The sequence below is a fragment of the Endozoicomonas sp. genome (genome assembly GCF_051008435.1).
Lineage (GTDB): Bacteria > Pseudomonadota > Gammaproteobacteria > Pseudomonadales > Endozoicomonadaceae > Endozoicomonas_A.
The window spans coordinates 1-15,471 of record NZ_JBPCXO010000281.1; the positions used below are offsets into that span (position 1 = coordinate 1).

At 48.4% G+C, this 15,471-nt stretch carries 13 protein-coding genes; 7 read left to right on the forward strand and 6 right to left on the reverse strand.

Going from position 1 to position 15,471, the window contains the following annotated elements; all coding sequences use genetic code 11:
* The first annotated feature begins 155 nt into the window (after positions 1-155).
* The 5 genes from ACR2PX_RS14330 to ACR2PX_RS14350 all read left to right on the forward strand — a co-directional run bounded on the left by ACR2PX_RS14330 (position 156) and on the right by ACR2PX_RS14350 (position 2,662).
* Positions 156-680 (forward strand): GNAT family N-acetyltransferase, encoded by a 525-nt coding sequence (locus tag ACR2PX_RS14330; protein ID WP_434000037.1) that lies wholly within the window; start codon positions 156-158, stop codon positions 678-680.
* Positions 680-1,117, forward strand: coding sequence for a bifunctional diaminohydroxyphosphoribosylaminopyrimidine deaminase/5-amino-6-(5-phosphoribosylamino)uracil reductase RibD (locus ACR2PX_RS14335; protein WP_434000038.1), 438 nt, complete (start codon positions 680-682; stop codon positions 1,115-1,117). The genes ACR2PX_RS14330 and ACR2PX_RS14335 overlap by 1 nt, the downstream gene beginning before the upstream one ends.
* A 114-nt stretch (positions 1,118-1,231) precedes the next feature.
* The gene (locus tag ACR2PX_RS14340) at positions 1,232-1,636 is read left to right on the forward strand and encodes a cupin domain-containing protein (RefSeq protein ID WP_434000039.1); all 405 of its coding nucleotides are present in this window, start codon (positions 1,232-1,234) and stop codon (positions 1,634-1,636) included.
* 11 nt (positions 1,637-1,647) lie between these two features.
* Positions 1,648-2,103 carry a GNAT family N-acetyltransferase gene (locus ACR2PX_RS14345; protein ID WP_434000040.1) on the forward strand — a complete coding sequence of 152 codons (456 nt, stop codon included), beginning with the start codon at positions 1,648-1,650 and terminating at the stop codon, positions 2,101-2,103.
* Positions 2,104-2,296: 193 nt separating this feature from the next.
* Positions 2,297-2,662, forward strand: coding sequence for an STAS/SEC14 domain-containing protein (locus ACR2PX_RS14350; protein ID WP_434000041.1), 366 nt, complete (start codon positions 2,297-2,299; stop codon positions 2,660-2,662).
* Between the two features lie 68 nt (positions 2,663-2,730).
* On the opposite strand, the gene ACR2PX_RS14355 is transcribed toward ACR2PX_RS14350, so the two are convergent.
* From ACR2PX_RS14355 to ACR2PX_RS14370, 4 genes are read right to left on the reverse strand one after another with little or no spacing between them, the layout of a single operon-like run.
* Positions 2,731-3,006 carry a hypothetical protein gene (locus ACR2PX_RS14355; RefSeq protein WP_434000042.1) on the reverse strand — a complete coding sequence of 92 codons (276 nt, stop codon included), beginning with the start codon at positions 3,004-3,006 and terminating at the stop codon, positions 2,731-2,733.
* A gap of 21 nt (positions 3,007-3,027) precedes the next feature.
* Positions 3,028-6,552, reverse strand: a complete 3,525-nt coding sequence (locus ACR2PX_RS14360; RefSeq protein WP_434000043.1) for a hypothetical protein — start codon at positions 6,550-6,552, stop codon at positions 3,028-3,030.
* Between the two features lie 8 nt (positions 6,553-6,560).
* On the reverse strand, positions 6,561-7,361 hold the full coding sequence (locus ACR2PX_RS14365) for a hypothetical protein (RefSeq protein ID WP_434000044.1): 801 nt from the start codon (positions 7,359-7,361) through the stop codon (positions 6,561-6,563).
* Positions 7,362-7,376: 15 nt separating this feature from the next.
* Entirely contained in the window at positions 7,377-7,790 is a 414-nt protein-coding gene (locus ACR2PX_RS14370; RefSeq protein WP_434000045.1) for a hypothetical protein, read from the reverse strand.
* A gap of 305 nt (positions 7,791-8,095) precedes the next feature.
* Between ACR2PX_RS14370 and ACR2PX_RS14375 the strand changes: the two genes are divergently transcribed.
* Together ACR2PX_RS14375 and ACR2PX_RS14380 are read left to right on the forward strand one after the other, a co-directional pair.
* Positions 8,096-10,789 carry an inositol phosphate phosphatase SopB gene (locus ACR2PX_RS14375; RefSeq protein WP_434000046.1) on the forward strand — a complete coding sequence of 898 codons (2,694 nt, stop codon included), beginning with the start codon at positions 8,096-8,098 and terminating at the stop codon, positions 10,787-10,789.
* Positions 10,790-10,852: 63 nt separating this feature from the next.
* Complete coding sequence (locus ACR2PX_RS14380) at positions 10,853-11,818, forward strand: hypothetical protein (protein WP_434000047.1); 966 nt, start codon at positions 10,853-10,855, stop codon at positions 11,816-11,818.
* On the opposite strand, the gene cydC is transcribed toward ACR2PX_RS14380, so the two are convergent.
* The gene (cydC, locus tag ACR2PX_RS14385; protein WP_434000048.1) at positions 11,811-13,502 is read right to left on the reverse strand and encodes a heme ABC transporter ATP-binding protein/permease CydC; all 1,692 of its coding nucleotides are present in this window, start codon (positions 13,500-13,502) and stop codon (positions 11,811-11,813) included. The genes ACR2PX_RS14380 and cydC overlap by 8 nt on opposite strands.
* The gene (gene cydD, locus ACR2PX_RS14390) at positions 13,492-15,267 is read right to left on the reverse strand and encodes a heme ABC transporter permease/ATP-binding protein CydD (protein ID WP_434000049.1); all 1,776 of its coding nucleotides are present in this window, start codon (positions 15,265-15,267) and stop codon (positions 13,492-13,494) included. The genes cydC and cydD overlap by 11 nt, the downstream gene beginning before the upstream one ends.
* Positions 15,268-15,471 lie beyond the last annotated feature (204 nt).

Genomic DNA, 15,471 nt, shown 5'->3' on the forward strand with positions numbered 1-15,471 from the left:
TAGGCATATGGCGGGGCGAGATCTTGGTAAACGGGAGCCTACGGAATCACTCAAATCTCATGCTGGGAAATTTGAATTATTGGATGCAACCTGATTGTCAAGTGAGAAAAACTGCAGAATCGAGTATCAGGAATTAACAATAAGAGTCTGACATCATGGATAAGACGATTACCACAGACCGATTATTACTCAGGACTTTCACTCTGGAAGATGCCGTCCAAGTCCAGACGTTGGCTGGAGAGGAGCAGGTCGCCAGACTGACCGAAAATATTCCTCACCCCTACCCTGACGGTCTGGCAGAAGAATGGATCAGCAGCCATGAAAGCTTGAGAGAAAAAGACAGCGCTTTTGTCTATGCCATCACTTTGAAATCATCAGGCGAACTGTTGGGCGCTATTGGTCTTAATAATGCCAGTCACACTGATGCCGATCTGGGTTACTGGCTAGGCCTTCCTTACTGGGGCCAGGGATATTGCTCTGAAGCCGGACATTCGCTCATCCAGCATACCTTTGAACAGTTACCCTTCAAACAAATCAGAGCCAGGGCACTCACTAAAAACACAAAGTCAGAACAAGTGCTGCTGAGACTTGGCTTCCGGTCCACCTCGGAAATTCTTGAAAAAGTAAAAGATGAACTGGATACCGTAAAATATTATGTCCTTGATCGAACGCCATCCTGATGAAGCTGAAAAAACTTAACCACTTTATGCATCAGGCCATACTCGAGGGACGCAAAGCCAGAGAGCACTGTGCGCCCAACCCTCCTGTTGGCTGTGTACTGGTCCATAACGAAAAAATCGTTGCCCGTGGGCATACTCAACCACCGGGACAGGAACACGCAGAAGCCATGGCTCTGAAACAGCTCCCAGCGAATGCAAAAGATATTATTGCCTTCGTCACTCTGGAACCCTGCTCTTTTCATGGACGGACACCTTCTTGCGCTAAAACTCTGGTAGAAAAAGGCATAGGGAAGGTTTATGTCGGGATGATAGATCCTGATCCCAGAAACAGCGGCAAAGGCATAGAAATACTGCGCAAAGCTGATATTCAGGTCACACTGGGCATAGCATCCAAAGCCATTGCTGCAGACCTTGGCCCTTTCTTGATAGGGTCTTAATGATGCTGTTTAGATTATGCTCTGAGCCCATCTGTCAATAAATCGTATAGGCAATGGATCAAGAGCGGTTGTTCCTGATACTGTGAAAAAGCAGTAGCTCACAGAGTATGAACAATGATCAGTAAAGGCAAAGCCATTTCCCTGCACAAAGCCTTCTCCGGGCTTGAAGTGGCCACCCACAGAACCCCTGAATCCAAAGATATACAGGATGCTTTCTGTCAGTTGGCAGAATATAGAGACGGTGGCATTTTTCTTGCTCATTATGCAGGCAACAGTGACTGGGAAAGACACCCTGATGATGAAATGGTTATGGTGATAGAAGGACAAACTATGGTTTTTCTACTCCAGGATGAAGTTGAACAAGCTCATCCCCTGCAACAGGGGGAATTAATCGTTGTGCCCAAAAACACCTGGCATCGATTTGAGTCGCCGGAAGTGGTCAAGATCATGACCGTCACACCACAACCGACGGATCACAGCATCCGCTTTCCAGAAATAACAAACAATCCGGCAGTATAAAGAATAACTTTATGGAAATAAAACTAGACGACTTGCAGGGCCAGGAAATTGCCCGGCTCCTCGAAGACCATCTGGACGATATGCACACCCACTCACCCGTAGAAAGTGTCCACGTTCTGGATATTGAGAAACTTCGGGACCCTGAAATCACCTTCTGGTCAGCCTGGATTAATCGCAGCCTGGCCGGTTGTGGTGCATTGAAAGCCCTTTCGCCCCAAGAAGGTGAAATCAAATCCATGAAAACTTCACCGGGATTTCTTAGAAGAGGTGTTGCCTCTGCCTTATTGAAAAACATTCTCAGTGAAGCAGAGCGAAGACAGTATAAAACAGTGTACCTGGAAACAGGCTCCATGGATCATTTCAAACCGGCTTATGAGCTGTATGAGCGTTTTGGCTTTGAGCCCTGCCCACCTTTCGGGAATTACCAGGAAGACCCCAACAGTCTTTTTTTCTCAAAAAATCTTTGAGTACAGCGCTTACTCGCTCATGTTAGAACGCCAGATACAGAGGTTTCTGGCGTTTCTGCGACAATGAATTATATTTGCCTGAACCATTACCACTTCTTTTTTCAATGACCTGTAGACATACATCCATGTGTCACACTATTATGACCCCCACAAACTGGAGCACTATAATCATTTCAAAAAAAAGGTGAGGCCTATGATCAAACAACTGCCTGAAAGTGAGGGTTCTGTCCTGGGTTTTGAAATCTCTGGCAAAGTGTCACTGGAAGAAGAGAAAGAGTGGATACAGAAGATTGAAGCCGTTCTGGAAAACCATCAGAAAGTTAGCATTCTGGCGGTTCTGTCTGACTCCGCAAGCTGGGGTGTACAAGCTGGTTTTGAAGACCTGAAGTGGATTATGAGCCATATGAAACGTCTGGACAAGATCGCCTTTGTTTCCAACAGCAATGTCTGGAAATGGCTGGTAGCGGCCGACAGTCCCTTTGCAAAAATGTTTGGTATTCATGAGCAGCACTTTGAACATGAAGATCTGAACAAAGCCTGGCAATGGATCAGGGATTAAATCACCAGAGACAGCTATAAAGAGATAGATAGACAATCAGTCACAATGACTGATTGTCTCGACTATTTCTACAGGTTATAGCATTTGCCTGCTGAACTTCTCCAGGACTTACCTCTGGATTTCACCTTGCAGTTGTGAGCGTCACGATGACTGAGTACTTTTCCTTTGCACTTTCTGGCTGAATAACAAGTCTGGCTGGTCATCAGAACTTCTTCCATCGAATCCAGAGTCTTCTGAATTTCCTCCGGCGTACCGGTTTCGTGCAGCCCTTCAAGCTTGTCTTCACCGGCTAACGCATTAAACGACAGCAAACCGACAATCACAGCAAACATCACATTTTTCATGGTTTTCTCCTTGTTGTGTTCTTATTTCCCAAGACTGACAGGCACTGAATACACCTGTGGCTTGTTTTTCCTGTTATCTGTTCGAGTGCTCAATACCGCCCTCAGCGACTGATGCGAGCTTTGGCTCAAATCGACCGGCACTTCTAATACCTGCTGGCCTTTGTGAATCCCCCAAAGAGTTCTTGTCGCGAGTACTTCCTGGATACCATCTTCACTTTTATCGCCTGTCAGGATCAGGTGTCTAAGAGAAGCATCATGTTTCGCACTGTTTATGGAAACATGGATCACATGGGATTCAGCCTTATTGGACGAGTTGTTTTTTACAACTTTCAGAGCAACGTCAGGGTATGCATCAACAGTCAGTGATGGCATTGCCGTAGCCGTTTTATCCTTGAAGATGTAAAAATAGCTCCCACCCCAGGGCCAGATGCCCTTATTGTTGCCACCTTTCTGCTGACTGCCTGAGAGCAGATCTCCGCCGGATCCCGTAGACTCTACAGAGATCACAAACCGGTAGGGTGTAAACTCACTTCCCGCCAGTCCTTTGGTGTCCCAGACCGCAGCCACTTCTTTCACAGCCTGAGCTAGCAAGTTAATGGGGTTACTGGTGGCAAAACGCACAGGTTTTCCAACGGGCTGTTTGCTGGAAGGGTCATAGGGTTGGTAGGCGAAATGAACTTTCACCTGTGTCGCTGACGTATCCAGTGACAGATTATAGGCCTTGGCCACCACACGAACCTTGTCGCCTTCTGTCGCACCACCAGTCAGATAAGGATAACTTTTGATCGAGTCATCATAGGTCGGTGAGGTCAGAGCAATGCCGCGCATCCAGTGATAACTTTCGCCCGGATTCAATTCCCAGTCCGCATCCATCTGGCTGTACTTGAGCCGATTGGGAAGGTTTACAGCGGGATCGGCTGCTCCACCATAGGTGTTCTGCCACCAGGCTTTGCCCGAGTTCGATCCGACCGGATCCACCGCATGGGCTACCTTGATACCCCCTGCCTTACTGATATAAATGAGTGTTTTGTAGTTGTATGACTTGTCAAAAATACCATCCACTTCCGGCTGGTTGAGGGTAATACCTTTTGACTGTTTCATGGTGCGCTCAGACAGAGAACTGTTCTCCCAGCTGGATTTGCTGTCCAGGCTGACGGAACCTTCTGTTTCCACAGAGCCTTCTACAAACTCAATATCGGCAGAGGCTGTAAAGCCGATAGAGATATCCGTGGTATTAGCCAGACTGTAGTTATAGGTTTTTTCAGTGGAGCCTCCAGATTCCTCGGTATAGTTCAGCTCAAACATCTGCATATTGCCATCAAACGTTCTCACCACGCCGGCATTTAAGGGCTGAGAGACTTTCTTTTTACCGCTTTCAGTATTGAATTCGAAACAGCCCAGATCGGTAGGAAATTCCGGATCACTGATCAAAGGGTAACTGAGTGCATTGTTGTTAATATGTCTGGGGTTAAACCAGTCGACAGAACGACCCGCTGCAGAAAACTGCTGCATAACGCCCGGAATAAGCACGTCGTAGTAGGGATATTGCTTCTTCTCACCAAGATCCAGACCATAAACCGGGTAACGCCATATATCGACCAGCCTGGCGTTCCAGATCAGATGATCATCCACTGTAGTCGATGCAGAACGCTGAGTCAGTAAGGATTGATAGCTGGTGTTGACCGACCGCTCCATAGTGCCCTGTTCATAAGTAAACGCTGTTTTTTGAGTGGATGTGACTTCCGCCTTGGCAATTTCCATAACATCACCACCCACCGTTTCACTGACAGAGAATGATGCGCTGGAACCGAATTCAGACGACATCTGATCGGTAGACGTTTGCTGCAGGGTCTGCTCTTTGCTGTCGATCAACTCCACGTAAAATTGGGTGTCACCGGAAATATTAACGATCTCACAGTCCCCTCCCCCTTCAGGAGGAAGGCAATCAACATGCCTGGGCGGCATATAAATAACATACTGGGGATCAATCAGGTCCTGCACCCGGATATGAGCCGGGTTCCCGAGATAGAAACTTTTACCTTGACTGTCCAGAGCCACCAATGGGAATCCGAACTCCAAGCCAGACATTTCATAAAGTGGTTGCCGATCATCCCAGACTGGAGTCACCTTGAAGAATCCTGCCGTCTGTTTTGAATACTCCACAGTGGCTACCACCAGCTCAGGAATCGAAGCGGTTGAACTTCCTTCTGACAGGGTTGGAATAGCCACGGCGATCTGATCCAGAGGGCTGACAGCATCATCATGCAAACCAATAAAATTACCTGCTGCAATGGTGGGCCCTACACCATCAGTCCGGGAAACATGACCTTTGCTGCTGACATTTTTTTCCTGACTGATAATAAACTGCGTCAATTCCTGAGACGGCATAATGATCTGGGTTCGGACTTTTTTATCCGTGCCAGCCCAGGTAATGGCCAACTGTCGGGTATGGAAAGCAAAGGGCATGTTACTGCCCTGAGTCTGGGCAGGATCAAAATGAAACAGACCTGCAGTCATATCAAAAAAGGAGCCGGAAGCAGGCTTGCCACTCAGCTTGGCCTTAATCTGCGCTGGATCGATCTTGAGCTTTTTAGCCAGTACGAAAAAGGACAGATTTATCTGCGCGCCTTCCTGATCGGGGTAATAGGCTAACATGGCCTGATCAGAGCCCAGAGAGCCAAAGTCCCCGGAAGCCAATTCCAGAGAACGGGGTCTGGCAGCCGTAGTTAACTGTTCAGAGTCAGCGAGTTTCAGGCTTTGCTTGCGAGGCTTGTAGTGAAAGCTCTTAAGCAAAACCTTTCCCTTACCCTGAACACCCGTTGTTGCATCGGCAGCCACTAAAATATCTAACTGGCTGTCATTGTCATAATCACCCAGTGCCAGTGAGACATCGCCCGTTATTTTGGTATCCGATGTGTCCACCCAACTGGCCAGAGAAACCAGAGCAGCTGGCGAACCCTTTTTAGCAGGTTTATACCCCAGAACATCAACCGTCAGATGACCATTCAGATTTTTCCGGGCCACCACAATTTCCATATGAATCATGCCATTTTTAAATGAAGCACGATCCATAAGTCCGGCGGCAGCCTCAAAGTTTCGGGCATTTCCATCAGGTCCAGGATCGGAAAAGTTATAGGCTAGAAAATCCCCGTTACCTAACGAGCCAAAGCCCGTATAAAGGCTGACCCCAAAGGCCGTTGAGCAAACAGCCTGCTCAAACAATGGGCTTGATATACGACCAGAGGTCAACCTGCGGTTGGGTGTGGTATTACAGATATCAGCAGCATTTAACTGCTGCCCCTGCTGGGACCATACTTTTAATTTCGAATCCTGGGCATAAAAGTCCAGTAAAACACTCGAAGAGGCACTGTTGGTTGCTGCGATCAAACCGATATCGTCAACATTAAAAATCGTCAGGCTGTCTGGATTCCGGACAGGGTTTTCCTGCCCGGGATCCTGGACAGGGTCATCTGCCAGAGCCGATAAACTACCTGAGAATATTAATGCCCCTGCCAGGGCTGCCTTGCTGAATAGTTCCTTGAACATCGCTACCTCTAGTTCTTTCTGCAGAAGGTGGCGGTGTAATAAGGAGCTTGTACTGCACTGTCGTATTTTGAGCTGGAGGTATCGACCACAGTACTGCCTGTGAAATTGGTATCACCGGCACCTGCGTATCCGTGCGCACAGCAACCTGATCCTCCGGCAATATCATGACCAGGAAGATTGATAGTACCTCCCATGCTGTGATCATGGGTTCTTATCTCACCCGGACTCAGTGCCTTGCCACCAAACGTAGCGCCAGGTAGACCACTGGCTGGCAGGCCAACAGGATAACGACCATCAGCAGCATAAACCGGTGTCCAGGAACTGGCTTCACACTGAGGCATCATGTAATAAGTCATCAGTCCTGAAGGCAGGGTGCCCGCTGATGATTCCGGTGTTGCAGTCTTGATACAGGCGTTGTACTGAATATAAGGCAGGTTTCCTGAGGCAGATTCTGTAGAACCGGACATACTGTGTGTGCCTGAGTCACCCAAGCTGTCATTACAGCAGCCATCAATCAAGATAAACTCTTTGGAACTGGTTGAAATGGATCCCGTTGCATCGGCGTGAGTATGGGAGGGTGTTTGCTGAGAAGTCAGCGCTTCTCCTACAAAACTGGCGACTCCCCCGCCTCGCATGCTGGGAATCAGGAATCGTCCATTGGCAGATGAAAGAGAAGCATTATCCCAACCATCAGGACAAGCTCCGTTAAAATAAGAAATAGTAAAGGTAGGTAACGCATCACCTGCCAACAATACTGGAGAGATGAGAGCTGTTAAAAAGGCAGCCACTCTGTTAATTCCACGTTTCATAAAAGCAGCTCCTGATTAATTAGCCTGACAAACCAGTAATTGAATAAAGGGCAGTCCACTGGTAGCTGCGCCGCTGGTAATCGTCTGAGAATGAGATCCCTTACTGGTAGCCTGACTATTGCAACAACTGGAGGCACCCGCGACATGGTGTGATGGCAGATTAACCGTCATTGAACCGCTATGGGTATGAGTTCTATCTTCCTGATCTTTCAATGCCGTTCCGAATGTTTTACCCACATCGCCAACATTGGTGGTAACTAACAACATTCGCCCCGCAGCGTCTGCTGCAGCAGTACTGCCAGCTGGACACGCAGTTCCTTCAATAAAGAAAATCATCTTCGAAGGCAAAGCAGTGTCTGCCAGACTGCCCTGGCTAAAAATCAGCAAGCAGCAGAAAGCCGCGCAATAATTCAGCGTATTTTTAATCACTGGAAATTCCTTGTTGTATGAAAAGCTTGTTAGATTCCCTAAGGCGCTTTTATTTAATAAGGTGTCTACTAAAATACCCTTTAATACAATGAATGCAATCAATCACGACAGCTGACTTGTTTAATGAAGGGTTACCATTCTTATTAATTTCCTGACTAAGAAGTCTGATTTAAAAAGACAACTTCCGTTTAATCAATGCAACAACCTTAATATTGACTTTTTATTAAAAAAATCTGATTTTCTAATAAAGATTTATGAAAAATGGTCGAAGAAAGCTTGATCAGGTGAAAATCCGAGAAGATCCCATGGATTCAAAACCACCCGGCAAGCCCTCAGAGCCTATTGATATACCTCTGAACCCGCGCCAGAGTGATAAGAAGCAGGAAGAGTCAGAATCTTCATCACCCGGTAAATGGATGAGGAAGTCTGTTGAAAAGGACGCTAAAACAGAGACCAGCTTTAACTCTGATCCTTTTGCGATGGAATCCGGCACTGGTCGAAAGCGTCTACAGACGATGCAACCTGACACGTCTTATCGATCGCCATTACTTTCTTCCGGAGGCTCATCAGAGCAAGTCAGAAGACATTTCACCCTGGCAACAGGTCAGGTTGAAGAAAACATGAAAGCCTTTATTGATACAGGCTTTATGGAAGAGTTGAGACAAAAGATAGGCGCAGCAGATACTGAAGCCTTCAAAGAAGATATGGCAAAAAGAATGACTCTTTTCTTTGAAGATGATGATATTCCCTACGATGACGACGGTTACGAGAGGGTCTCGACACCCTCCTCCTTAAAAGAAGAGCCGTTTATTCCACCACCTACTCCCACTCAGGATCCACTGGACGAACCCATTTCAACCTTGGAAGAGCTGTCCCCGGAATTTCGTTACACAGATCTGAGTGATAAAAACTCGCCCCTTGCAAAAACAATAAAGAGCAGAAACCTCAAGCTTGATAAGTTTTCCGACTACGAGAAACAACATTTACAAACATCGGCTCACGAGCATCTTTGCCTTCATAATCCAAAGGCAGTGAATGAGGATACCTTCAAAGCATTCCTCGCAGAACACCAGACACTGGTTGAGCGACTGATGCCCGAAGCTTCCGAAACTCTCATTAAACAGCGTAAAGCCAGTCGCCCTCTGACTCTTAGTTCCTTTAAACCAATGTTTACCCATGAGGCCACTCGGACAGAGTGGAAAAAACTGGTTCGAGATACCCTTCAATTACTGGAACAACCCATTTATGCGCAACAAACCGGTGTGCTCGATCCTGACAAGCTCATTAGAAACGCTACTGAATTACTGGATAGCTGGACAAATTTTACATCGCCCGATAAAAAAGGTCTGAAGCCAGAGCTGGCAAGCTGTCTTGAGTCTGATCTGAATACAGTCAATAAAGCCATTCTGCTTTTTATTGAAGCAATGGGGGTCGTAGCCCGTTTTGATTGTCGATCAAGAGAAAATTTCATTCACAGTGTCAACCTGCAATGCTCTGCCGCCATTCGACTACTGACAGATAGGGGTATTGAAGGATCCAGTCCCGCCATGGAAAAAATTCTGGAATTACAAAGTAAAGCGACCATGCGCTTTGATCCAGCAGCCCCCATGATCCCACGACTGCTCGGACTGCAAAAGAAAATACTGTCAGCACTGGCTCCCTTGAAGCTCGGCAAAAAGTATCAGGGCTCCCTGATCAACGTCATTCAGGAAAGCGAAGGTACTCGCTCGATAGACAAAGAATTGATGATGAAGTATCCAGAGGGCTTTCAGCATTGTCAGCTGCAATATTTGCCTGCAGCACTGCTGGCCCCTCCTGTCAGCAGTGATGATTTGAGCCACCTGGCAGCCCCGTTTATTGACTTGTTTCATCCAGGATACAAGAACAAATTCTGCCCCTCTATGAAGCGAAATGAAACCGGACATGCCGTTAATCTCATGAATATGATTTTAAAGATGACAGGGATTGAAGACCCGGTTTACATGGAGACCCGAGTGGGTTTGCCCTATGCTTTTGCAGTACCCGAACACCATCGCAGGAAAGTCACCAACCGGCGACTGGATGAAATGATCATCGCATCGTTATTGCAAAAGAAACCGGAAGCATTGGCACAGGCTATTGGCAACCCTCGTCATGACCCCATAGATATCGACGTCTGTTACAAGCTACTACTCAGTCCAGACAAACTACGCCCCAACCTGATGGAACACGAAAAAAATGACCCTGAGCTGATCTGGTGTCAGAAAGTCAGGGAAGCGGTTAAGCAGATCAGGGAACATGGCACACGCATTGTCTCGATCAGAGATCAAGACGGAGAAGAACAAAGAATCCTGGTCAAACCCAGAATTCATCTCTTTATAGATCCCTGCAATAACATGGCTTTTACCAAGCTTGGAGCCATGACAGGCACCTGGGAACTGGCTGACGAGGTCAACAGAGAGACACTCACAGAACTGATGGGCTCAATGGTACCTGAATCAGCCATCGGCGGCGAGGTGGGAGAACTTATCAGGAAAGAGACTACTCCGGCTGCCATCAAACAAGAGTTAATAGAAGTCGTTCGGTATATCCGTTTCATGTACGAAAATGATCGTCACCACAAGCTCACCAGAGACCCTTTCTACACCAGTAATCTCACCAGTGAACTCTGTCGTCTGCTTGATTTCGCTAATGTCCTGGGTTGCAAGAGTGCCAAGGATCGCAGTGGACTGAAGAGTGCCATGGATATTAAATTCTGTATAGATTGCTTTATGGCAAGAGCCCGATGGCTCAAAAATGGCATGAGAGGCAGTATCACACCTAAGCCAGGCCAACCCGTGACATTCGCTGATATTTTCAATGCCTGTCAGTTAATCCTTAATAGTGGCCAGATGGAGAACCAGCTGAAAAACACTGGCATTCCTGGTTTCAAGGTACCCGGCTATATGCTGGGAATAGCCACAGCCATCTTTAATCTGATTAATCGAGATGTCAGCCCACAGACCAGCTGGCTCAAGTAGCCTTCTATACTCAGAGTGTTTATGTCTAAAACGTTATAAGGACTGCTCAACAGGGACTTTATCATGGCCACCAGCGTTGAAAACTGCCTGAACGTACTCCGCCAGGATCTTCTCCAGGAAACAACTCCGACTGCACAGCCGATTCAGGAACCTGAGAACAACCCCCTGTGGTTAGGTGGCCGGATGGTCAGAAGAGTCAGGAATCTCGGCCTGAAACTGGCGGATATACTCAGAGATCGGGGCTGGCTGAGCAATAAAACGGTGAATGAACGGGAAATCCGGGAATGCCGATGGGCCCGGAGTGTGGCAGGAGCCGGTCTGGTTGATGAAAAATTCTTTCCTGCTCATGTTCCTGACCAGGAACTCGTTGAACGCACCGCGTTAGCCAGAGAACTTTGGCAAAAAGATCCTTACAGTTTTGCCCTCTGGTGCATTGAAAATGACCAACCTTTCCCAGATCACTTTCTAGTAGCAGAGCTAATCCCCTGGCAGATGGAACAATTTGTCAGCCTGGGTATGAATCGCAATGATGCTGCACGCCTATCCATTCGCCTCAGTGTCGCAGTCAAACTGTTCTATCCCGCAAAAGCCAATGACCCTGAACAAGGAACACTCTCGATTTTACCTACGGACTCTGAAGATGAAATTGAGGGAAAGTTGAAGTACAACGACATTATGATCAACCTGAATCAGGGTCATGAAACGGCAGATATGTACCTGGACAGCTTCATTGGTAACTATACCCCCAGTGAACAGATCGCCCTCCTGAAAGCCTGCAGGGATGAGCTCGGCATCAACCCTGAAAGCCATCGGCTGTCCGAACAAAACCTGTTAAAAAAAGTGATCAGCGACCGGCAGAAGCAGGAAGCGGCCGGGGTTCTTAGCCAGAGGCAGGGAAGTGCCCCAATGCCTCTGGATACAGACACACTGACCGATGTACCACGCACCGAAGCTTCCTGGTCAGGCAATGATGACTACCTGATCGACTTTGACACTCCCCTGGACAGGAACGGCAGACCTCTTAAATAATCCGCCCGCCATCCATCCGAATCACTCGGTCCATGCGTTCCAGCATGGCCTTTTTATGGGTGATCATAATGACGGTTTTATCCCTGTAAGCATCCAGAACCTGGTTCATCAAATGATCTTCACTGACCGGGTCGAGACCTTCACTGGCTTCATCCATGATCAGCACTTCACTCTTTTTCAGCAGTGCTCTGGCGATTGCCAGCCTGCGCTGCTCTCCTCCAGACAGAGCTACTCCGCCCTGCCCCAACCACAGATCCAGTAACTTCTGATCACCCTCAGCCGCTGCCAGTTGGTCCAACCCAACTGCCTGGACGGTTTCGAGCAGCTCACTGTCATCCGCTTCCGGTCGAGCCATTTTCAGATTTTCCCTGAGAGTGGTGCTGAATACATGAGCCTGCTGGGGAATCACAGACAGCAGTTGATAAAGTGCAGCCTCGGAATATTCATTGACGGCAATCCCACCCAGTTCAATCCTGCCTTCATAACCGGCTAACTGGCGAGTCAACAGACGTATCAGTGTTGATTTGCCACAACCTGTTTTCCCCAGCAATGCCAGATGCTGACCTGCCGGAATATCCAGACTGATACCACCTAGAATCATCGGAGCCGTCTTCTCACTGCCAGCCGTTGATGCATATTGGAAACCAACGTCCTGAAAAACAATGTGCGCTTGAAAGGCTTCTGGTATGGTTTTTTCACCAAACTCAATGGCTTCCTCTTCCAGAACTTCTGTCAGCCTCGAAGCCGCAAGCTGGGTGTGCCCCAGAAACTGAAATGCTCCAGGCAGAGGCATCAGTGCTTCAAAGCCTGCCAGCACGGCGAAGACTGACATAACCATTACGGGCCCGGAAATCACTTCCCGCTGGTATTCTCCTGCCGCAAGATAGAGCATGATCACCGCTGAAATCCCGGCCCCGGCCACCATCAATGCACCACCAAGACCTTCCAGTCTGGACATTTTCCTCTGGGTACTGTGCAGTTTTTTCTCAGTGGCGTCGGTGCGTTCTCTCATTTTGGCTTCCGAGCCATAAATTCTGGACTCTGCCATACCCTGCAAATAATCCAGTGCTTTTTGCCTTAGCTCTCCCAGAAGTTCACCCTGTGTTCTGCCACTCTGGTAGCCGAGGCGATAGAAAACCACGGGCAGACCTATCAACCAGAATCCCATCAGAAACAGGGTTCCCCAGCCCAGAACAGGACTGAAAAAGCCCAGTCCCAGGGAAAGCAGAGCCACCACCAACACCGCAGCGATGACCGGGCTGAACAATCTGAGATAAAGCTGATCCAGGGCATCAACATCCGCTACCAGACGATTCAGTAGTTCCGCCTTTCGATAACGTTGCAGCTGGGTCAGGGACAGAGGCAGGAGTTTCTCGAAAAACCAGCTTCTCAACCAGGCCAGCAGTTTAAAGGTGGCATCATGGCTAACCAGTCGTTCAAAATAGCGGGATGCTGTTCGCCCAATGGAAAAGCCTCGAACCCCGGCTCCCGGAGAAAAGAAATCAAATGACTGAGCAGTGGCGACCGTTAAGCCAGCCAGAGCGGTTGCAGTGATAAACCAGCCTGACAGTGCCAACAGCCCAAGACTGAACAGCAGGGTGGTCATTGCCAGTAACATACCAACCGACAAGGCACCCCAGTATCTGCGATACAGCTTTAAATAAGGCAGTAATTCACTCATCATCCAGACTCCCTGCCAAACCCGCTACAAAGGCTTGTACCGTCGCAGACTCTTGTTTGAGAGTGCGAGGATCACCGTCGGCTACCAATTGGCCGTTCTCCAGCATCAACACTCTGTCCATCGAATCGATCTGTTTAAGGCGATGAGTGACTGTAATCACCGTACACTCAGGATCAATGGCCTCCAGGGCATCAAGGACAAGACGTTCGTTGTAAGCATCCAGGCTGGCTGTAGGCTCATCCAGAATCAACAGTTTTACCGGTTCTGCAATAGCCCTGGCCAACGCTATTCGCTGAGCCTGTCCGACAGAAAGATTGCCACCCTGCTCTTGAAGAAGACTGTTCAAGCCCTCTGGCAACTGTTCAACAATCTCCATTGCCTGAGCCCTGGCCAGCGCCAGTTTGACCTGTGATTCATCCAGATCGCGGCCAAAAGAAACATTTTCATAGACAGAACCATGAATAATCAGTGGCTGCTGACCCAGCCAGGCAATTCTTTTGCGCCAGTTATCCATCGAAAGACTCGACAGGTTTTCACCAGCAACCCTGATTTCTCCCTGGTAGTTCCAGAATCCCATCAAAGTGTTCACCAGTGTCGACTTGCCTGCCCCGCTGGGACCAATGATGGCTACCCGTTCTCCGGCAGCAATATTAAATGAAACATCCTTCAGTAAAGCCCTGCCACCGGCACTGCCCTTCACCGTCAACTGGTCAGCCGATAAAGACACAGGGGCTTCCATTGCCAGTGAGTCACTCCCCTGGTGGACATCGGACTCTTCCCGCTGAAGCAACTCAAGAATCAATTCAGCGGCACCGACTGCTTTTGATTTGGCATGATAGTGGGTTCCAAGATCACGAAGGGGCTGATAAAACTCTGGTGCCAGTAAAAGCAGGAACAATCCCGTGAAGAGGCTGACTCCGGCACCGTAACTACCGAAATTCAGGTATCCAAGGAAACTCATTCCCAAATAGACGGCGAGAATAGCAATGGAGACGGAAGCAAAAAACTCCAGCACCGTGGATGACAAAAAGGCCAGTCGCAAGACCTGCATGGTCTTATGACGAAAATCTTCACTGGCCCATTTCAATGACTGGTGTTCATGGCGAGTACGCTGAAACAGCCTGAGAGTCTCCATGCCCTGCAGCCGGTCCAGGAAGAAGCCGCCCAGTCGATTCAAAGCCTGGAAATTCCGGCGATTCGCTTCGGCTGCCTTCATCCCAACCAGTGCCATGAACACAGGAATCAGTGGCGCCGTTCCAAGGAAAATCAAACCTGCGGTCCAGTTCATTGGAAAAGCAACAATGATGATAATGAGTGGAATGAGAACCGCCAGTGCCATTTGCGGAAGATAACGGGCAATAAAGTCCTGAAGCTCTTCCACCTGCTCCACCACCATAGTGGACCAGCCCCCTGCGGGTTGTTCCGCAATGACCAGGGGGCCCAGGGCTTTTAACTTGTTCAGGATAGCCCCGCGAATAGTCTCCTTGATGATCAACCCCGCCCTGAATCCGGTGAGTTCTCGACCCCAATGGCAAAGTGCCCTAAGAAGAATAATCACTGCAGTTAGAATCAAATCATGGGTTAGAGACTCCCTTACTGCGTCTTCCATCACCATCTGATGAATAATGTTTGCCAGCAACGCAGCCTGCGCCAGGAACAGAAGACCATTGATCAAGCCCAGTGTGATTGATGCCAGTAACCAGCTTCTGGTAGGACTGAGCTGGCTCATCAACCATTTATAAGCCTGCTTCTCCGTGATACGACTCATAGCAGAGGAAACAACCTGAAGGGAAAAAAAGAGGGGTATTCTATCTGAACTGCAGTGGTTATACAGTCAGACATACTAAACCGCTACTAAAAACCTGCGACAATCAGTGATTCTCTGGGTTTATCTACACCGTCAACACGGCTGCATACCGGAGTATGTCTTACGCCACTCTTGTGTAGGGTTTAAGGTCGAGCTGTAACGTGT